Below are 15,988 nucleotides of genomic sequence, written 5' to 3' on the forward strand. Positions count from 1 at the left end.
CATCCGCCCTCCTCCCGGCAAGCCCTGCCGGACGAGTGAGCGATGGTGCGCCAAGCGCGCCCACAGGGGAAGCCCGCGGCCCTGTGACCCATGAGTCATCTCACGACATGGCACGGGCAATGCTTTAATCTATCGCGATTTTTTTGCCAGCCCGCCGGAGTGATTCCACATGCCCATTCGAGAGATCCGCCACCCGCTGATCCGCCACAAGATCGGCCTCATGCGCCGCGCCGACATCAGCACCAAGAACTTCCGCGAACTGGCCCAGGAAATCGGCGCCCTGCTCACCTACGAAGCCACCAACGACCTGCCCCTGGAGAACTACGAGATCCAGGGCTGGGCCGGCCCGGTGCAGGTGGAGAAGATCGCCGGCAAGAAGATCACCGTGGTGCCCATCCTGCGCGCCGGCATCGGCATGCTGGACGGCGTGCTCAGCCTGGTGCCGGGGGCCAAGGTCAGCGCCGTGGGCGTGGCGCGCAACGAGGAAACCCTCGAAGCCCACACCTACCTGGAGAAGCTGGCGCCGGAGATCAACGAGCGCCTGGCGCTGATCATCGACCCGATGCTGGCCACCGGCGGCTCCATGGTCGCCACCATCGACCTGCTCAAGCGTGCCGGCTGCAAGGAAATCCGCGCGATGGTGCTGGTGGCCGCGCCGGAGGGCATCAAGGTGGTCAACGACGCCCACCCGGACGTGATGATCTACACCGCTTCCATCGACCAGAAGCTCAACGAACATGGCTACATCATCCCGGGCCTGGGCGATGCCGGTGACAAGATCTTCGGCACCAAGCAGAAGGACACCTGATCCATGAGCGACGACTACAACGATCCGCTCTGGCGCCAGGTGCTGTCCGGCGCGCAGATGCTCTTCGTGGCCTTCGGCGCCCTGGTGCTGATGCCGCTGATCACCGGCCTGGACCCGAACGTCGCACTGTTCACCGCCGGCATGGGCACCCTGCTGTTCCAGTTGGTGACCGGGCGCCAGGTGCCGGTGTTCCTGGCATCGAGCTTCGCCTTCATCACCCCCATCATCCTCGCCAAGGGCCAGTTCGGCCTCGCCGCGACCATGGGCGGCGTGGTGGCGGCGGGCTTCGTCTACACCTTCCTGGGCCTGGCGGTGAAGATCAAAGGCACCGGCTTCATCGACCGCCTGCTGCCGCCGGTGGTGATCGGCCCGGTGGTGATCTCCATCGGCCTGGCCATGGCCCCCATCGCCGCCAACATGGCCATGGGCAAGGGCGGTGACGGTACCCAGCTGATCCCCTACGGCACCGCCATGTGGATCTCCATGCCGGCACTGCTCACCACCCTCATCGTCGCGGTCTTCGGCAAGGGCATCTTCCGCCTGGTGCCGATCATCGCCGGCGTGCTGGTGGGCTTCGTCCTGTCCTTCTGGTTCGGCGTGGTGGACACCGCCAAGATCGCGGCGGCGCCCTGGCTGGAGCTGCCCAACTTCGTCGCCCCCGAGTTCAACTGGCAGGCCATCCTGTTCATCGTACCGGTGGCCCTGGCCCCGGCGATCGAACACATCGGCGGCGTCATCGCCGTGGGCAGCGTGACCGGCAAGAACTACCTGAAGACCCCGGGCCTGCACCGCACCCTGCTGGGCGACGGCCTGGCCACCTCGGCCGCCGGCCTGTTCGGCGGCCCGCCCAACACCACCTACGCGGAAGTGACCGGCGCGGTGATGCTGACCAAGAACTACAACCCGAAGATCATGACCTGGGCGGCGGTGTTCGCCATCGGCCTGGCCTTCATCGGCAAGTTCGGCGCCATCCTGCAGAGCATCCCGGTGCCGGTCATGGGCGGCATCCTCTGCCTGCTGTTCGGCTCCATCGCCGCCGTGGGCCTGAACACCATGATTCGCCACCAGGTGGACCTGGCCGAAGCGCGCAACCTGGTGATCGTCTCCGTCACCCTGGTGTTCGGCATCGGCGGCATGCTGGTGGGCACCGGTACCGGCCAGGACGACTTCGGCCTCAAGGGCATCGCCCTCTGCGCCATCGTCGCCATCGCCCTGAACCTGATCCTGCCCGGTCACCAGACCTGGAAGCACAAGGCTGCGGACGACACACCGGACATCTGAGTCCTGCCCCAATAAAGAGCCCCGCCATCGCGGGGCTTTTTATTGGGGGCTCGTGCAACGCCATACGGGCCAAGCGACAACGCGCAGGGTGGGCTTCAGCCCACCATTTCATCCCCCCTCCCCGGATCAAGCATCCGCCAGCTTCGCCGCCGGCATCACGCTCGGCGCCACCCATTGCTTCAGCCGCTCGACGCTCTCCCGATATGGCTTGAGGCCCATCCACAGCAACACCACGGAGCTGCCCACCGCCAGGGTGGTGACGATCAGCAGCGACCAGCGCAGGGCCAGGTCATCAGCGAAAACGAAGTCGGTGACCAGCGCCACCGCCGTGGGGCCGAGCCCGAGGCCGATGAGGGTAATGACGAACAGGTAGATGGCCGAAGCCTGGCCGCGCATGGTGTTGGGCATGATCTCCTGGATCGCTGCCGGCGCCACGCCGAAGGGCATGCTCAGGCAGAACACCGTCGGCGCCATCACCACGGTCACCCAGGCGGCATCGTCGAGGAGCGGGAACAGGATCACCAGCGGCAACGCGCCCAGGGCGGCGAGCAGGCCGACGCGCATGTTGGCGTCGCTGCGGCCGCGCTTGGCCATCCAGTCCGCCAGGCGCCCGCCGAACACCACGCCCAGGCAGCCGAATACCGCCACCAGGGAGCCGTAGACGACGCCGACGTGCCCGGCATCCCAGCCGTGGGTGCGGATGTAGTAGGTGGGAATCCAGGCCGCACTGCCGTAGCCGGCAAAGGACAGCCCGGCGAAGCCGAGGTTGTGGCACAGCACCGTGCGGCGGTTGCTGCGCAGGTAGCGGCCGACCTCCGACAGCGGCACCGCGACGCCGGAGCCGACGCCCCGCCGCTCGGGCTCGCGCACCGCCAGCATCAACAAGGTGAACAGCACCCCGGCGGCGCCGAGGATGAGGAAGATCAGCTGCCAGGGCCGCACGTCTCCCAGCAGCGGCAGGTGCACGTCGCCCTGGGCCGAGGCGAACTTGATCACCAGCCCGCCCACCAGGAAGGCCAGCCCCGAGCCCAGGTACACCCCCATGGAATAGACGCTGATGGCGGTGGCACGGCGCTCCCGGGGGAAGCTGTCGGCGATCAGCGAATAGGCCGCCGGCGACAGGGCCGCCTCGCCGACGCCCACGCCGATGCGGCAGACGAGGAACTGCCAGTAGAGCTTGGCCAGCCCGCAGGCGGCGGTGGCGGCGCTCCAGAACAGCACGCCGATGGCGATCAGCCCGCGTCGGCTGCGGGTATCGGCCAGGCGCCCGAGGGGGATGCCGCACACGGTGTAGAACAGCGCGAAAGACAGCCCCATGAGCAGGCTCATCTGGGTGTCGCTGATGACCAGGTCGCGGCGGATGGGGCCCACCAGCAGGTTGAGGATCTGCCGGTCGATGAACGACAGCACGTACGCCACCATCAGGATGGCGACGGTGGTCCAGGCTCGCAGGCCCGAGGGATAGCCGTTGTTGTTGTTCTGCATGGGCTCTCCTCGGCGCCGCCGGTGCGGCGCACGACGGGTGGAAGGAGCGCCCAGCTTAGGTGCAGGCGGGATGGGGCAGCGGCCTTATAGGCCAGGCGAATGCCCGGGCTGCCCCCGGGCTGATGCTCAGAGCAGGCGCTGGGCCTTGCCGGAAAGGCTGGCCAGGGCCTGGGCCCATTGCGGGTGGTCGTTCATGCAGGGCACCAGCACCAGGTCCTCGCCGCCGGCGGCGATGAACTGCTCGCGCCCACGGTCGCCGATCTCCTCCAGGGTCTCGATGCAGTCGGCGACGAAGGCCGGGCACATCACCAGCAGTTTCTTCACCCCCTGGGCCGCCAGTTCGTCGAGGCGGCTTTCGGTGTAGGGCTCGATCCACTTGGCGCGGCCCAGGCGCGACTGGAAGGACACCGACCACTGCCCCGGCTGCAGCCCCATGCGTGCGGCGAAGCCTTCGCTGGTGCGGTAGCACTGGGCGCGGTAGCAGCGGGCGAGCACCTGGCCCTCGGCGCGCTGGCAGCAGTCCGCGCCCTTCAGGCAGTGGCTGCCGCTGGTATCGGCCTTGTGCAGGTGACGCTCGGGCAGCCCGTGGTAGCTCATCAGCAGGTGGTCGAAGCCCTGCTCCAGGTGCGGGCGGGCACTGGCCACCAGGGCGTCGAGGTACTCGGGCTGGTCATAGAAGGGGTCGAGCACCTGCACCTGGAGCTTGAGGCCGTGGGCCGCGATGACCCGGCGCGTCTCCTGCTCGACGGTGGTGGTGGTGCTGTCGGCGAACTGCGGGTACAGCGGCGCCAGCGTCACGCGCTTCACGCCCTGGCGTACCAGCTCCTGCAGGGTGTTCTCGATGGAGGGCTCGCCGTAGCGCATCGCCAGGGCCACCGGCCCGTGGGGCCAGAACGGCCGGGTGGCCTCTTGCAGGCGGCGGCTGAGGGTCACCAGTGGCGAGCCTTCGGGCCACCAGATGGAGGCGTAGGCGTGGGCCGACTGCGCCGGCCGCTTGATCAGGATCAGCGACACCAGCAGGCGGCGCAGCGGCCAGGGCAGGTCGATGACGTAGGGGTCCATGAGGAACTGGTTGAGGTAGCGGCGCACGTCCTCCACCGAGGTGGACGACGGCGAACCCAGGTTCACCAGCAACAGCGCGTGATCGGTCATGGAACATCCTTCTTGGGCCCGACCAGGTCAGCCAGCGCCCGGTCGAGGTCGTTGAAACGAAAGGTGAAGCCGGCCTCCAGCAATCGGCTGGGCAGGGCACGCTGGCCGCCGATCATCAGGATCGACATTTCCCCCAGCAGAAGCCGCAGCACCGCGGCCGGCGTCGGCAGCCAGACCGGCCGCCCGAGGGCACGGCCCAGGCTGCGGGCGAAGTCGGCGTTGCGGGCCGGCTGCGGCGCGCACGCATTATAGGGACCGCTCGCGCCGTCCAGCCGCAAAAGAAAATCCATCGCGGCGATTTGATCTTCCAGATGAATCCACGGCCACCACTGGCGTCCGCTGCCCATGGTGCCGCCGAGGCCGAAGCGGAACTGCGGCAGCAGGCGCGACAAAAAGCCGCCACGGGGCGACATCACCAGGCCGATGCGCAGCAGCACCACGCGGATGCCCAGGGCTTCGGCGTCACGGGCGGCGTCTTCCCAGGCCTGGCACAGCTCGCTGGCGAAATCGCCTTGTCCGGGTGGGGCGTCCTCGCGCAGCTCACGCTCGCCGCCGTCGCCGTACCAGCCCACCGCCGAGCCGTTGAGCAGCAGCGCCGGGCGCTGGCTGCGGGTACCCAGCCAGGCCACCAGGCGCTCGGTCAGCGCCACGCGGCTGGCCAGCAGGCTGGCCTTGCGGGCGCGGGTCCAGGGGCGGTCGGCAACGGGTTGGCCAGCAAGGTTCACCACCGCGTCCAGCGGGCCGTCCCCGTAGTCTTCCAGCCGGGCGATGCCACGCACCGAAGCGGTGCACAGGCGCGGTACATCCTGGGGCCGACGGCTCAAGACCGTCAGTTGGTGGCCTTCGGCAACCCAGCGCCGGCACAGGGCGCTTCCAATCAGCCCAGTACCGCCGGTCAGCAATATGTGCATGGCATCCTCCTCGCATGGCACCAACTGGAAATATCGCCCTAGTCTGAATCATGACGGGGCACAGGTTGGCTCCATCACGGTCACACCCCTTGAAGGCATCGCGATTGGAACCGATCATCCCTGTACAATTCAAGCAATCTGTACAGGTTTGTCAGCCCGACCTGCAGTCACGCACAAAGGTATCGAGGTAGACCATGAACACACCCATCGCAATCATCGGGACCGGCCTCGCGGGCCTCTCCGCCGCCCAGGCGCTCAGCGCCGCCGGGCATGCCGTGCAGCTCTTCGACAAGAGCCGCGGCAGTGGCGGACGCATGGCCAGCAAGCGCAGCGACGCCGGCTCCCTGGACCTGGGCGCGCAGTACTTCACCGCCCGTGACCGCCGCTTCAACGAAGTCGTCCAGCAATGGCGCGAACGCGGCTGGGTCGCCGAGTGGACGCCCACCCTCTACAACTTCCGCAACGGCACCCTCGCGCCCTCCCCGGACGAGCAGGTGCGCTGGGTCGGCACCCCACGCATGAGCGCCATCACCCGGGCCCTGATGGGCGCGCTGCCGGTGAACTTCAGCTGCCGCATCACCGAGGTGTTCCGCGGCGAGCAGCACTGGAGCCTGCTGGACGCCGAGGGCCAGAGCCACGGCCCCTTCAGCCACGTCATCATCGCCACCCCCGCGCCCCAGGCCACCACCCTGCTGGCCGCCGCCCCCAAGCTCGCCGGGGTCGCCGCCAGCGTCGCCATGGAGCCCACCTGGGCCGTGGCCCTGGCCTTCGAGAAGCCGCTGGAGACGCCCGTCGAGGGCTGCTTCGTGCAAGGCAGCGGGCTCGACTGGGTGGCGCGCAACCGCACCAAGCCGGGTCGCGACAACAGCCAGGACACCTGGGTGCTGCACGCCACCAGCACCTGGAGCCGCCAGCATCTGGACCTGCCCAAGGAAGCGGTGATCGAGCAGCTCTACGGCGCCTTCGCCGAGCTGATCGGCTGCGCCGTGCCGCCGCCGGCCTTCACCCTGGCCCACCGCTGGCTCTACGCGCGCCCGGCCCAGGCCCACGAATGGGGCGCCCTGGCCGATGCCGACCTGGGGCTCTACGCCTGCGGCGACTGGTGCAGCTCCGGCCGCGTGGAAGGCGCCTGGCTGAGCGGGCAGGACGCCGCCCGCCGCCTGCTCGAACACCTCTGACGGTCGCGCACCGTCCCACCGGCGACCCCGGACAGGTCGCCGGGAAAGTTGTACAAGGCTATTGATTTGTACAACGGCACGCCTATGATGAACACAGGTTGTACAAACCACAGAACCTGTACAAGTTCATCCGAGGCACCGCATGTCCAGCGCCCCCACTGCCCAGCCCCCCAAGATCGGCATCAGCGCCTGCCTGATGGGCGAGGAAGTCCGCTTCAATGGCGGGCACAAGGAATCCCGCCTGTGCAGCCAGTTCCTCGCCCGCCACCTGGAATTCGTCCGCGTCTGCCCGGAGGTCGGCATCGGCCTCGGCACACCACGCCCGACCCTGCGCCTGGTGGGCGACCCCGCCGCCCCGCGCGCCGTGGGCAGCCGCGACGAGCGTGACGTCAGCGATGCCCTGCGCGACTACGGCCGGCAGACCGCCGAGCGCCTGGACGACCTGGACGGCTTCATCTTCATGCAGAAGTCGCCCTCCTGCGGCCTCTACCGGGTCAAGGTCTACCAGGACAACGGCTACCCCGCCGAAGGCGGCGGACGCGGCCTGTTCGCCGAGACCTTCTGCGCCGCCCGCCCCGACCTGCCGGTGGAGGAAGAAGGCCGCCTGTGCGACCCGGTGCTGCGGGAGAACTTCCTCACCCGCGTCTACGCCCACGCCGAATGGCGCGCCCTGCAGGCCGAGGGGCTGACCCGGCGCGGCATCCTCGAATTCCACGCCCGCTACAAGTACCAGCTGATGGCCAGCGACCCCGCGCGCTACCGCGCCCTGGGGCGGATGCTCGGCGGCATCGGCGAACACCACCCCGAGGAACTGGCGCCGCGCTACTTCAGCGAGCTGATGAAGGGCCTCAGCCGCTGCGCCACCCGGGGCACCCACAGCAACGTCCTGCAGCACCTATCGGGTTACCTGAAGGACGCCCTGTCCCGCGAGGAGAAGGCCGAAATGCAGGCCCTGATCGACAAATACCGCGCCGGCATCGTGCCGCTGGTGGTGCCAATGACCCTGCTCAAGCACCACTTCGCCCGCCACCCGCACCCCTACATCGCGCAGCAGGCCTACCTGCAACCGCATCCCGAAGACCTCAGCCTGCGCAACGCCATCTGACCATGGACGAACAGGACGACCTCCCCCTCGACGCCGAGTGCCAGGCAGCCCTGGAACGCGGCCTGCTGCCGATTCGCGACGTGTCGCGGCTCACCGGTGTCAACGCCGTGACCCTGCGCGCCTGGGAACGGCGCTACGGCCTGGTGCTGCCCCACCGCACCGCCAAGGGCCACCGCCTCTACGACGCCGGGCACCTGGCGCGCATCCGCGCCGTGCTCGCCTGGCTGGACCGCGGCGTGCCGGTGAGCCAGGTCAAGGCGCTGCTGCGCGGCGGCCAGAGCCCGGACATCGACATCACCTCCCAGTGGGACGAACAGCGCGCCAAGCTGCTGGAAGCCATCGACGCCCTCGCCGACCGGCGCCTGGACGAGCGCTTCAACGCCGCCCTGTCGCTCTACCCGCCCCACACCCTGTGCCAGCAGCTGCTGCTGCCCCTGCTCACCCAGCTGGAAAGCCGCTGGCGCGACCAGTACGGCGCACGGCTGGAGCGGGTCTTCTTCAATGCCTGGCTGCGCAGCAAGCTGGGCACCCGCATCCACCACAACAACCGCCAGAACAGCGGCGCGCCGCTGCTGCTGATCAACCCCTGCGAGCAGCCGATGAACCCCGGCCTCTGGCTCACCGCCTGGCTGGCGAGCAACACCGGCTGCCCGGTGGAGGTGCTGGAGTGGCCGGTGCCGGTGGCCGAGCTGCCCCTGGCCCTGGCCCGCATGGAGCCCCGCGCCCTGGCCTTCCACGCCGACCACGCATTGAACGGGCAGTTGCCGCGCCTGCTGATGGGCCACGCCTGCCCGGTGCTGCTCAGCGGCGCCGCCGTGCGCATCCACCGCGAAGCGCTGGCACCGCTGGAACACGACCACCCCGACATCCACCTGGCCGACGACCCGGTCGCGGCCCTGAACACCCTGTACGGGCTCGGCCTGCTGGCCGGCTCCTGAGGTTCCCATGCAGCAACTGATCTGGTTCCGGTGCGACCTGCGGGTCCACGACAACACCGCCCTGACCGCCGCCCTCCAGGCCGGCCCGACCCTCGCCCTGTTCCTGGTCAGCCCCGGCCAGTGGCAGGCCCACGACGACGCAGCGGCCAAGGTCGACTTCTGGCTGCGCAACCTCGTCGAACTGCAACGCGAACTGCAGGCCCTGAACGTACCGCTGCTGGTGCGCCACATCGACCACTGGGACGAAGCCCCCGAGACCATCGCCCGACTGTGCCGCGAGCACGCCGTGGGCGGCGTCCAGGTCAACGAGGAATACGGCATCCACGAGCAGCGCCGGGACGAGGCCGTGCGCGCCCGCCTGGCCCGCGACGGCATCACCCTGCACAGCCACCTCGACCAGTTGCTGTTCCGCCCCGGCAGCGTGCTGACCCGTACCGGCGGCTACTTCCAGGTCTACAGCCAGTTCCGCAAGGTCTGCTACGAGCGCCTGCACAGCGCCCTGCCTCCGTGCCTGCCGCTGCCCGCCGCCCAGGCGCCGCTGACTGTGCCCAGCGACCCGCTGCCGGAAGCCGTGGACGGCTTCCCGACCCCGCCGCAGAGCCTGCGCGAGCTGTGGCCCGCCGGTGAACGCGCGGCCCTGGCCCGCCTGGCGGCCTTCGCCGAAGACGACCTGCACGGCTACCGTGACCGCCGCGACCTGCCCGCCGAGCCCGGCACCAGCCAGCTCTCGCCCTACCTCGCGGCCGGCGTGGTCTCCCCGCGCCAATGCCTGCACGCCGCCCTGACGCAGAACCGCGGCGAGTTCGACAGCGGCAGCGAAGGTGCCGTGACCTGGATAAACGAACTGCTCTGGCGCGAGTTCTACAAGCACATCCTGGTGGGCTACCCCCGCGTCAGCCGGCACCGCGCCTTCCGCCCGGAGACCGAAGCGCTGCCCTGGCGCGATGCCCCGGCCGACCTGGAGGCCTGGCAGCAGGGCCGCACCGGCGTGCCCATCGTCGACGCCGCGATGCGCCAGTTACTGGCCACCGGCTGGATGCACAACCGCCTGCGCATGATCACCGCCATGTACCTGACGAAGAACCTGCTCATCGACTGGCGCGAGGGCGAGCGCTGGTTCATGCGCCACCTGATCGACGGTGACCTGGCCGCCAACAACGGCGGCTGGCAATGGAGCGCCTCCACCGGCACCGACTCCGTGCCCTACTTCCGCGTGTTTAACCCGGTCACCCAATCCCGTCGCTTTGATCCCAAGGCACGCTTCCTGCGCCAGTGGCTGCCGGAGCTGGGCCGCCTGGACGACGACGCCGTGCACGACCCGTCCGCCCTTGGCGGGCTGTTCGGCGTGCAGGGCTACCCGCGCCCGCTGGTGGACCTGGCGGCCAGCCGTGACCGCGCCATAGCCGCCTTCCGCGACCTGCCCAAGGAGCCCCGCTGATGGACGCCTTCCTGCCGCGTTTCGCCGAGGACTTCGCCGCCATCGGCCGCGACAGCCTGGACCGCCTGGGCCAGCTCTACAGCGACGACGTGGTGTTCCAGGACCCGCTGCACCGCATCGAAGGCCTGGCCGCCCTGCGCCGCTACTTCGCCGAGCTGTACGAGAACGTCGAGGCCCTGGCCTTCCAGTTCCACGGCCACGACAGCGTCGGGGAGGGCGAGGGCTACCTGCGCTGGACCATGCGCTACCGCCACCCGCGCCTGGCCGGTGGCCGCGAGATCTCCGTGGAAGGCTGCTCGCACCTGCGCTGGCGCGACGGCCGCGTGTACCACCACCGTGACTATTTCGACGCGGGCGCACTGCTCTACGAACACCTGCCGCTGATGGGGCGGGTCATCCACTGGCTGAAAGGGAGATTGGCATGAGCACCCGACGCATCTGGCTCACCGGTGCCAGCAGCGGCATCGGCGCCGCGCTGGCCGAGTGCCTGCTGGATCAGGGCCACCACCTGGCCCTCACCGCGCGCTCGCTGGCCGCGCTGCAAGCCTTCGAGCAACGCTACCCCGGCCAGGTACTGGCCTTGCCCGGTGACCTCGGCGCCCGCGGCGTGGCGGCCGACATCGCCGAGCACATCAAGGCGCACTGGGGCGCGCTGGATACCGCCATCCTCAACGCCGGCACCTGCGAATACCTCGACGCCCGCCAGTTCGACGCCGACATGGTGGAACGGGTGGTCAACCTCAACCTGGTGGGCAGCGCCCGCTGCATCGAGGCGGCCCTGCCGCTGCTGCGGGCCGGCCGCGATCCCCACCTGGTGGGCGTGGCCAGCGCCGTGACCCTGTTCGAACTGCCCCGCGCCGAAGCCTATGGCGCCTCCAAGGCCGGCCTGCGCTACCTGCTGCAATCGCTGCGGGTGGACCTGGCCAGCGAAGGCATCGACGTCACCGTGGTCAGCCCCGGCTTCGTCGACACCCCGCTGACCCAGCGCAACGACTTCCCCATGCCCATGCGCTGGCCGGTGGAGCGGGCCGCCCGCTACATCGCCGAGCGCCTGGAACGCCGCCCGCTGGATATCGCCTTCCCGCGCCCCTTCATCCTCACCCTCGGCCTGCTCGGGAGCCTGCCCGCGCGGCTGCGACTGGCCATCGGCAAACGCCTGTCGCGCAACGGAGCCCCTTCATGAAGATCGCCATCATCGGCAGCGGCATCGCCGGCCTCACCACGGCCTACCTGCTGAACCGCCGCCACGACATCCAGGTGTTCGAGGCCAGCGACTGGATCGGCGGCCACACCCACACCGTGGACGTCACCCTGCACGGGCGCAGCTACGCGGTGGACACCGGGTTCATCGTGTTCAACGACTGGACCTACCCGAACTTCATCCGCCTCATGGAGCAGCTCGGCGTGGCCCACCAGCCCACCGAGATGAGCTTCTCCGTGTGCGACCCGGCCAGCGGCCTGGAATACAACGGCAACAACCTCAACAGCCTGTTCGCCCAGCGCAGCAACCTGCTCTCCCCGGGGTTCTGGGGCATGCTGCGGGACATCCTGCGCTTCAACCGCGAGTCCCTGGCCGACCTCGACAGCGGCCGCGTCCCCACCAGCGCCACCCTCGGCGACTACCTGCGCGAGCGCGGCTACGGCCAGCGCTTCCGCGACCACTACCTGGTGCCCATGGGCGCGGCCATCTGGTCCACCTCCCTGGAGGACATGCTGGCCTTCCCCCTGGCGTTCTTCGTGCGCTTCTTCAAGAACCACGGGCTGCTCTCGGTCAACGACCGCCCGCAGTGGCGGGTCATCAGCGGCGGCTCGCGCAGCTACGTGGCGCCCCTGACGGAGAGCTTCGCCGAGCGCATCCGCCTGGCCTGCCCGGTCAGCCGCGTGGAGCGCGATGCCGACGGGGTGACCGTGCACAGCGCCGCCGGCGCAGAACGCTTCGACCAGGTGGTGTTCGCCTGCCACAGCGACCAGGCCCTGACCCTGCTGGCCGAGCCGAGCCAGGCCGAGCGCGAGATCCTCGGCGCCCTGCCCTACGCCGACAACGAGGTGGTGCTGCACACCGATGCCCGCCTGCTGCCCCGCCGCAAGCTGGCCTGGGCCAGCTGGAACTACCGCCTCGGCGGCCCGGCGCACCAGCCGGCGGCCGTGACCTACGACATGAACCGCCTGCAAGGCATCGAGGCGCCGGAGACCTTCTGCGTCAGCCTCAACCAGACCGACGCCATCGACCCGGCACGCATCCTTGCGCGCTTCACCTACGCTCATCCTCAGTACAGCCTGGCCGGCATGCAGGCCCAGGCGCGTTGGGGGGAAATCAGTGGCCAGCAGCACAGCCATTTCTGTGGCGCCTACTGGGCCAACGGCTTCCATGAGGACGGCGTGGTCAGCGCCCTGCGCGTGGCCCGTGCATTCGGGGAAAACCTGTGAACAGCGCCCTCTACAGCGGCTGGGTGCAGCACCGTAGGCACAGCCCGCGGGCCCATGCCTTCCGCTACCGCATCGGCCTGCTGTACCTGGACCTGGACGAACGCGAGGCGGTACTCGGCCTGTCGCCCCTGGCCGGCAGCGGGCGCTTCGCGCCCTTCTCCTTCCGCGAGCGGGACTACCTGTGCGCCTACACCGCCAACGGCCACCCCCTGGCCGAAGCGGCCCGCCAGCTGGTGGCCGAGGCCCTCGGCGAGCGGCCGGAGGGCCCGGTGTGCCTGCTCACCCAGGTGCGCAGCTGGGGCCTGGCCTTCAACCCGGCGAGCTTCTACTACTGCCACCACGCCGACGGCCGCCTGGCGGCCATCCTCTGCGAGGTGACCAACACCCCCTGGCGCGAGCGCTACCACTATGTAGTGCCGGCCCAGGGTGACGGCGCCCAGCGCATCCAGGTGGACAAGGCCTTCCACGTCTCGCCCTTCATGCCCCGCGACATGACCTACCGAATGGCCTTCACCCCGGTGAGCCAGCGCCTGGGGGTGCACATCGAGAACTGGCGCGAGGGTCAGCGCGCCTTCGACGCCACCCTCGACCTGACCCGCGAGCCGCTGGACCGGGGCAGCCTGCACCGCTACCTCGCACGCTTCCCCTGGATGACCGCCAAGACCGGCCTGGCCATCTACTGGCAGGCCCTGCGCCTGCTGATCAAACGCACGCCCATTTTCAACCATCAGGTGGCGGCGGACGCTTACCGCGTCGCCGTCCCGCTTTCCCAGGAGCATGACCATGAAAAACCCTAGCCTCGCCCGGACCGGACTGTTCGGCGGCAACGGCCTGGCCAGCGGCCTGCTGAGGCGGCTGGTGACCTCGCGCCTGGCGCAGCTGCGCCACGGCCAGCTCACCGTGCTGGAAGACGGCGAGGAGCACGTCTACGGCGACCCGCGCGCCACCCTGCGGGCACGCATCGAGATCCTCGACCCGGCAGCCTGGGCGCTGGTGGCCAGCAACGGCTCCATCGGCTCCGGCGAAGCCTACGTCCACGGCTACTGGACCACCCCGGACCTGACGGCAGTGATCCGCGTGTTCGTCGCCAACCTCGACGTGCTGGACGACATGGAGGGCGGCCTGGCGCTGCTCGGCCGTCCGCTGCTGCACGGCCTGCACTGGCTCAACCGCAACACCCGCGCCGGCTCCCAGCGCAACATCTCCGCCCACTACGACCTCGGCAACGACCTGTTCGAGCGCATGCTGGACCCGACGATGATGTACTCGGCGGCCCAGTACGAGCACCCGGAGCAGTCCCTGGAGGCCGCGCAGCTGAACAAGCTGGAGCGCATCTGCCAGAAACTGCGCCTGACTCCCGACGACCACCTGCTGGAGATCGGCAGCGGCTGGGGTGGCATGGCCATCCACGCCGCCACCCGCTTCGGCTGCAAGGTCACCAGCGTGACCCTCTCCCACGAGCAGCACGCCCACTGCCAGAAGCGCATCGCCGAACTGGGCCTGCAGGACCGGGTGGAGGTGCTGCTGAAGGACTACCGCGACCTGGAGGGCCGCTTCGACAAGCTGGTCTCCATCGAGATGATCGAGGCCGTGGGCCACCGCTTCCTGCCCACCTACTTCGCCCAGTGCGCGCGCCTGCTGAAGGACGACGGCCTGATGCTGCTGCAGGCCATCACCATCCGCGACCAGCGCTACGAGCAGGCCAAGCGCAGCGTGGACTTCATCCAGCGCTACATCTTCCCGGGCGGTGCCCTGCCCTCGGTCACCCGCATGCTGCAGGTGGCCACCGAGGCCAGCGACCTGAACCTGGTGCACATGGAAGACTTCGGCACCGACTACGCCCGCACCCTGCGCGCCTGGCACGAGAACCTCGCCCGCGCCCGCAGCGAGCTGGAAGGCCTCGGCTACGACGCCTACTTCTACCGGCTATGGGAGTTCTACCTGTGCTACTGCGAAGGTGGCTTCCTGGAGCGCGCCATCGGCACCGCCCAGCTGCTGCTGGCCAAGCCCGGCGCCCGCCACGCCCCGCTGCTCGGCCAGCTGGATGCGTGAGCTGCCGCCGCTGCTGGCGAACGGGCTGAACGCCCTGGCCTTCCAGGCCGGGTGGTTCGCCTGCGTGTTCGCCAGCCAGCACCCGCTCCTGCTGCTGGTGCCGCTGGCTGCGCTGGCGCTGCACCTGGGCCTCGTCGCCCACTGGCGCCAGGAGCTGCCGCTGGTGGCGGCCGTCGCCCTGCTGGGTGCGGCGCTGGACAGCCTGCTGCTCAACCTGGGGCTGTTTGACTTCGCCGGTGAGAGTCGCTGGGCACCGGCCTGGCTGATCCTGCTCTGGGCCCTGCTGGCCACCACCCTGCGCCACTGCCTGGCCTGGAGCGCGCGCCCGCTGTGGCTGTCGGCGCTGCTCGGCGCCCTCGGCGGACCGCTCTCCTACTACGCCGGCGCGCGTCTGGCGGACGTGGGCCTGCCACTGGGCCAGGTGACGAGCCTGGCGCTGCTGGCGGTGATCTGGGCGCTGGTGTTCCCGCTGCTGCACGCACTGGCAGCCCGGCTGGTGCCCGCGCGCTGAGGTGCGACACGGGGTGACCGGTGCTCGCGGCGCTGGAAATCGATCGATGAAGAAACAGAACGCCCGCTCCCCATTGGGGGAGCGGGCGCTTGTCGTGCCTGTGGCTGCGCGCCCCGGAGACGCGCAGCCGATGACAGGCAGGCCCTTAGAAGGCGACGCGGTAGTGCAGGGTGTAGGCCTCTACGCCGTCGTTGGGCTGCTTGATGCCCGCGTTGGAGTAGTGGATGGCGCGCACGCCGACTTCCTGGCCGTTGAAGCGCAGGCCCGCGCCGATGCGGTCCTCGAACTGGAAGGAGGAGCCCAGCTTGTTGTCTTCCAGCTCGGTGCTGGAGAACAGCGCCACGCCGATGCCGGCCTCGACGTAGGGCTTCACGGTCTCGCCGGCGAATTCGTAGACGAACACCGGGGCGAAGGAAATGCTGTGGTTGCTGGCGGTGTCGTCGCCGTCCCAGTAGGTGTAGCCCGCATCCCAGTAGCCGGTGACATGGCCGACGCTGCTTTCCAGCCAGCGGGTGCCGAAGTCGAACTGCGTACCCAGGCGGTAGACCATGGTGGAGTCACCGGTCTGGCCGATGTCGAGGGAGACGTCGGCGGCCTGGGCGCTGATGACGGGACCCACGCACAGGGCTGCGAGGGCAGCCAGGGAAAACAGTTTCTTCATGATGGAAACTTCCTTATTAAAAAGGCTGATCAGGAGGGGAT

Annotated in this window: 16 protein-coding genes; 12 read left to right on the top strand and 4 right to left on the bottom strand. The window is 69.4% G+C overall.

Features of this window, described 5'->3' with window-relative positions; all coding sequences use genetic code 11:
* Positions 1-169: 169 nt before the first annotated feature.
* Both upp and PotMrB4_RS23755 read left to right on the top strand, forming a co-directional pair.
* Positions 170-808 (top strand): uracil phosphoribosyltransferase, encoded by a 639-nt coding sequence (gene upp, locus PotMrB4_RS23750; protein ID WP_044407439.1) that lies wholly within the window; start codon positions 170-172, stop codon positions 806-808.
* A 3-nt stretch (positions 809-811) separates the two neighbouring features.
* Positions 812-2,089, top strand: coding sequence for a uracil-xanthine permease family protein (locus tag PotMrB4_RS23755; RefSeq protein WP_044407442.1), 1,278 nt, complete (start codon positions 812-814; stop codon positions 2,087-2,089).
* Between the two features lie 126 nt (positions 2,090-2,215).
* On the opposite strand, the gene PotMrB4_RS23760 is transcribed toward PotMrB4_RS23755, so the two are convergent.
* The 3 genes from PotMrB4_RS23760 to PotMrB4_RS23770 all read right to left on the bottom strand — a co-directional run bounded on the left by PotMrB4_RS23760 (position 2,216) and on the right by PotMrB4_RS23770 (position 5,637).
* Positions 2,216-3,574, bottom strand: coding sequence for a spinster family MFS transporter (locus tag PotMrB4_RS23760; RefSeq protein ID WP_044407444.1), 1,359 nt, complete (start codon positions 3,572-3,574; stop codon positions 2,216-2,218).
* 126 nt (positions 3,575-3,700) lie between these two features.
* A complete protein-coding gene (gene hemH / locus PotMrB4_RS23765; protein ID WP_044407447.1) occupies positions 3,701-4,726 on the bottom strand; it encodes a ferrochelatase in 1,026 nt (341 codons plus the stop codon).
* Positions 4,723-5,637, bottom strand: coding sequence for a TIGR01777 family oxidoreductase (locus tag PotMrB4_RS23770; protein ID WP_044407450.1), 915 nt, complete (start codon positions 5,635-5,637; stop codon positions 4,723-4,725). The genes hemH and PotMrB4_RS23770 overlap by 4 nt, the downstream gene beginning before the upstream one ends.
* Before the next feature lie 194 nt (positions 5,638-5,831).
* On the opposite strand from PotMrB4_RS23770, the gene PotMrB4_RS23775 reads away from it, so the two are divergent.
* From PotMrB4_RS23775 to PotMrB4_RS23820, 10 genes are all read left to right on the top strand, one after another.
* Positions 5,832-6,815, top strand: coding sequence for an NAD(P)/FAD-dependent oxidoreductase (locus PotMrB4_RS23775; RefSeq protein WP_172434643.1), 984 nt, complete (start codon positions 5,832-5,834; stop codon positions 6,813-6,815).
* Between the two features lie 142 nt (positions 6,816-6,957).
* Positions 6,958-7,920 (top strand): YbgA family protein, encoded by a 963-nt coding sequence (locus PotMrB4_RS23780; RefSeq protein WP_044404505.1) that lies wholly within the window; start codon positions 6,958-6,960, stop codon positions 7,918-7,920.
* 2 nt (positions 7,921-7,922) lie between these two features.
* Positions 7,923-8,858 carry a MerR family transcriptional regulator gene (locus tag PotMrB4_RS23785; protein WP_044404502.1) on the top strand — a complete coding sequence of 312 codons (936 nt, stop codon included), beginning with the start codon at positions 7,923-7,925 and terminating at the stop codon, positions 8,856-8,858.
* 7 nt (positions 8,859-8,865) lie between these two features.
* Positions 8,866-10,296: a deoxyribodipyrimidine photo-lyase gene (phrB, locus tag PotMrB4_RS23790; protein WP_172434644.1), complete on the top strand. Its 1,431-nt coding sequence runs from the start codon at positions 8,866-8,868 to the stop codon at positions 10,294-10,296.
* Entirely contained in the window at positions 10,296-10,721 is a 426-nt protein-coding gene (locus PotMrB4_RS23795) for a nuclear transport factor 2 family protein (RefSeq protein ID WP_172434645.1), read from the top strand. The genes phrB and PotMrB4_RS23795 overlap by 1 nt, the downstream gene beginning before the upstream one ends.
* Positions 10,718-11,479: an SDR family NAD(P)-dependent oxidoreductase gene (locus tag PotMrB4_RS23800; protein WP_172434646.1), complete on the top strand. Its 762-nt coding sequence runs from the start codon at positions 10,718-10,720 to the stop codon at positions 11,477-11,479. The genes PotMrB4_RS23795 and PotMrB4_RS23800 overlap by 4 nt, the downstream gene beginning before the upstream one ends.
* Complete coding sequence (locus PotMrB4_RS23805; RefSeq protein ID WP_107330332.1) at positions 11,476-12,723, top strand: NAD(P)/FAD-dependent oxidoreductase; 1,248 nt, start codon at positions 11,476-11,478, stop codon at positions 12,721-12,723. The genes PotMrB4_RS23800 and PotMrB4_RS23805 overlap by 4 nt, the downstream gene beginning before the upstream one ends.
* Complete coding sequence (locus PotMrB4_RS23810) at positions 12,720-13,520, top strand: DUF1365 domain-containing protein (protein ID WP_172434647.1); 801 nt, start codon at positions 12,720-12,722, stop codon at positions 13,518-13,520. The genes PotMrB4_RS23805 and PotMrB4_RS23810 overlap by 4 nt, the downstream gene beginning before the upstream one ends.
* Complete coding sequence (locus PotMrB4_RS23815) at positions 13,507-14,775, top strand: SAM-dependent methyltransferase (RefSeq protein ID WP_074973492.1); 1,269 nt, start codon at positions 13,507-13,509, stop codon at positions 14,773-14,775. Before PotMrB4_RS23810 ends, PotMrB4_RS23815 begins: the two co-directional genes overlap by 14 nt.
* Positions 14,768-15,286 carry a DUF2878 domain-containing protein gene (locus tag PotMrB4_RS23820; RefSeq protein ID WP_172434648.1) on the top strand — a complete coding sequence of 173 codons (519 nt, stop codon included), beginning with the start codon at positions 14,768-14,770 and terminating at the stop codon, positions 15,284-15,286. Before PotMrB4_RS23815 ends, PotMrB4_RS23820 begins: the two co-directional genes overlap by 8 nt.
* 145 nt (positions 15,287-15,431) lie before the next feature.
* On the opposite strand, the gene PotMrB4_RS23825 is transcribed toward PotMrB4_RS23820, so the two are convergent.
* The gene (locus PotMrB4_RS23825; RefSeq protein ID WP_044404483.1) at positions 15,432-15,947 is read right to left on the bottom strand and encodes an acyloxyacyl hydrolase; all 516 of its coding nucleotides are present in this window, start codon (positions 15,945-15,947) and stop codon (positions 15,432-15,434) included.
* Positions 15,948-15,988 lie beyond the last annotated feature (41 nt).

This window comes from Metapseudomonas otitidis (assembly GCF_011397855.1).
GTDB lineage: Bacteria > Pseudomonadota > Gammaproteobacteria > Pseudomonadales > Pseudomonadaceae > Metapseudomonas > Metapseudomonas otitidis.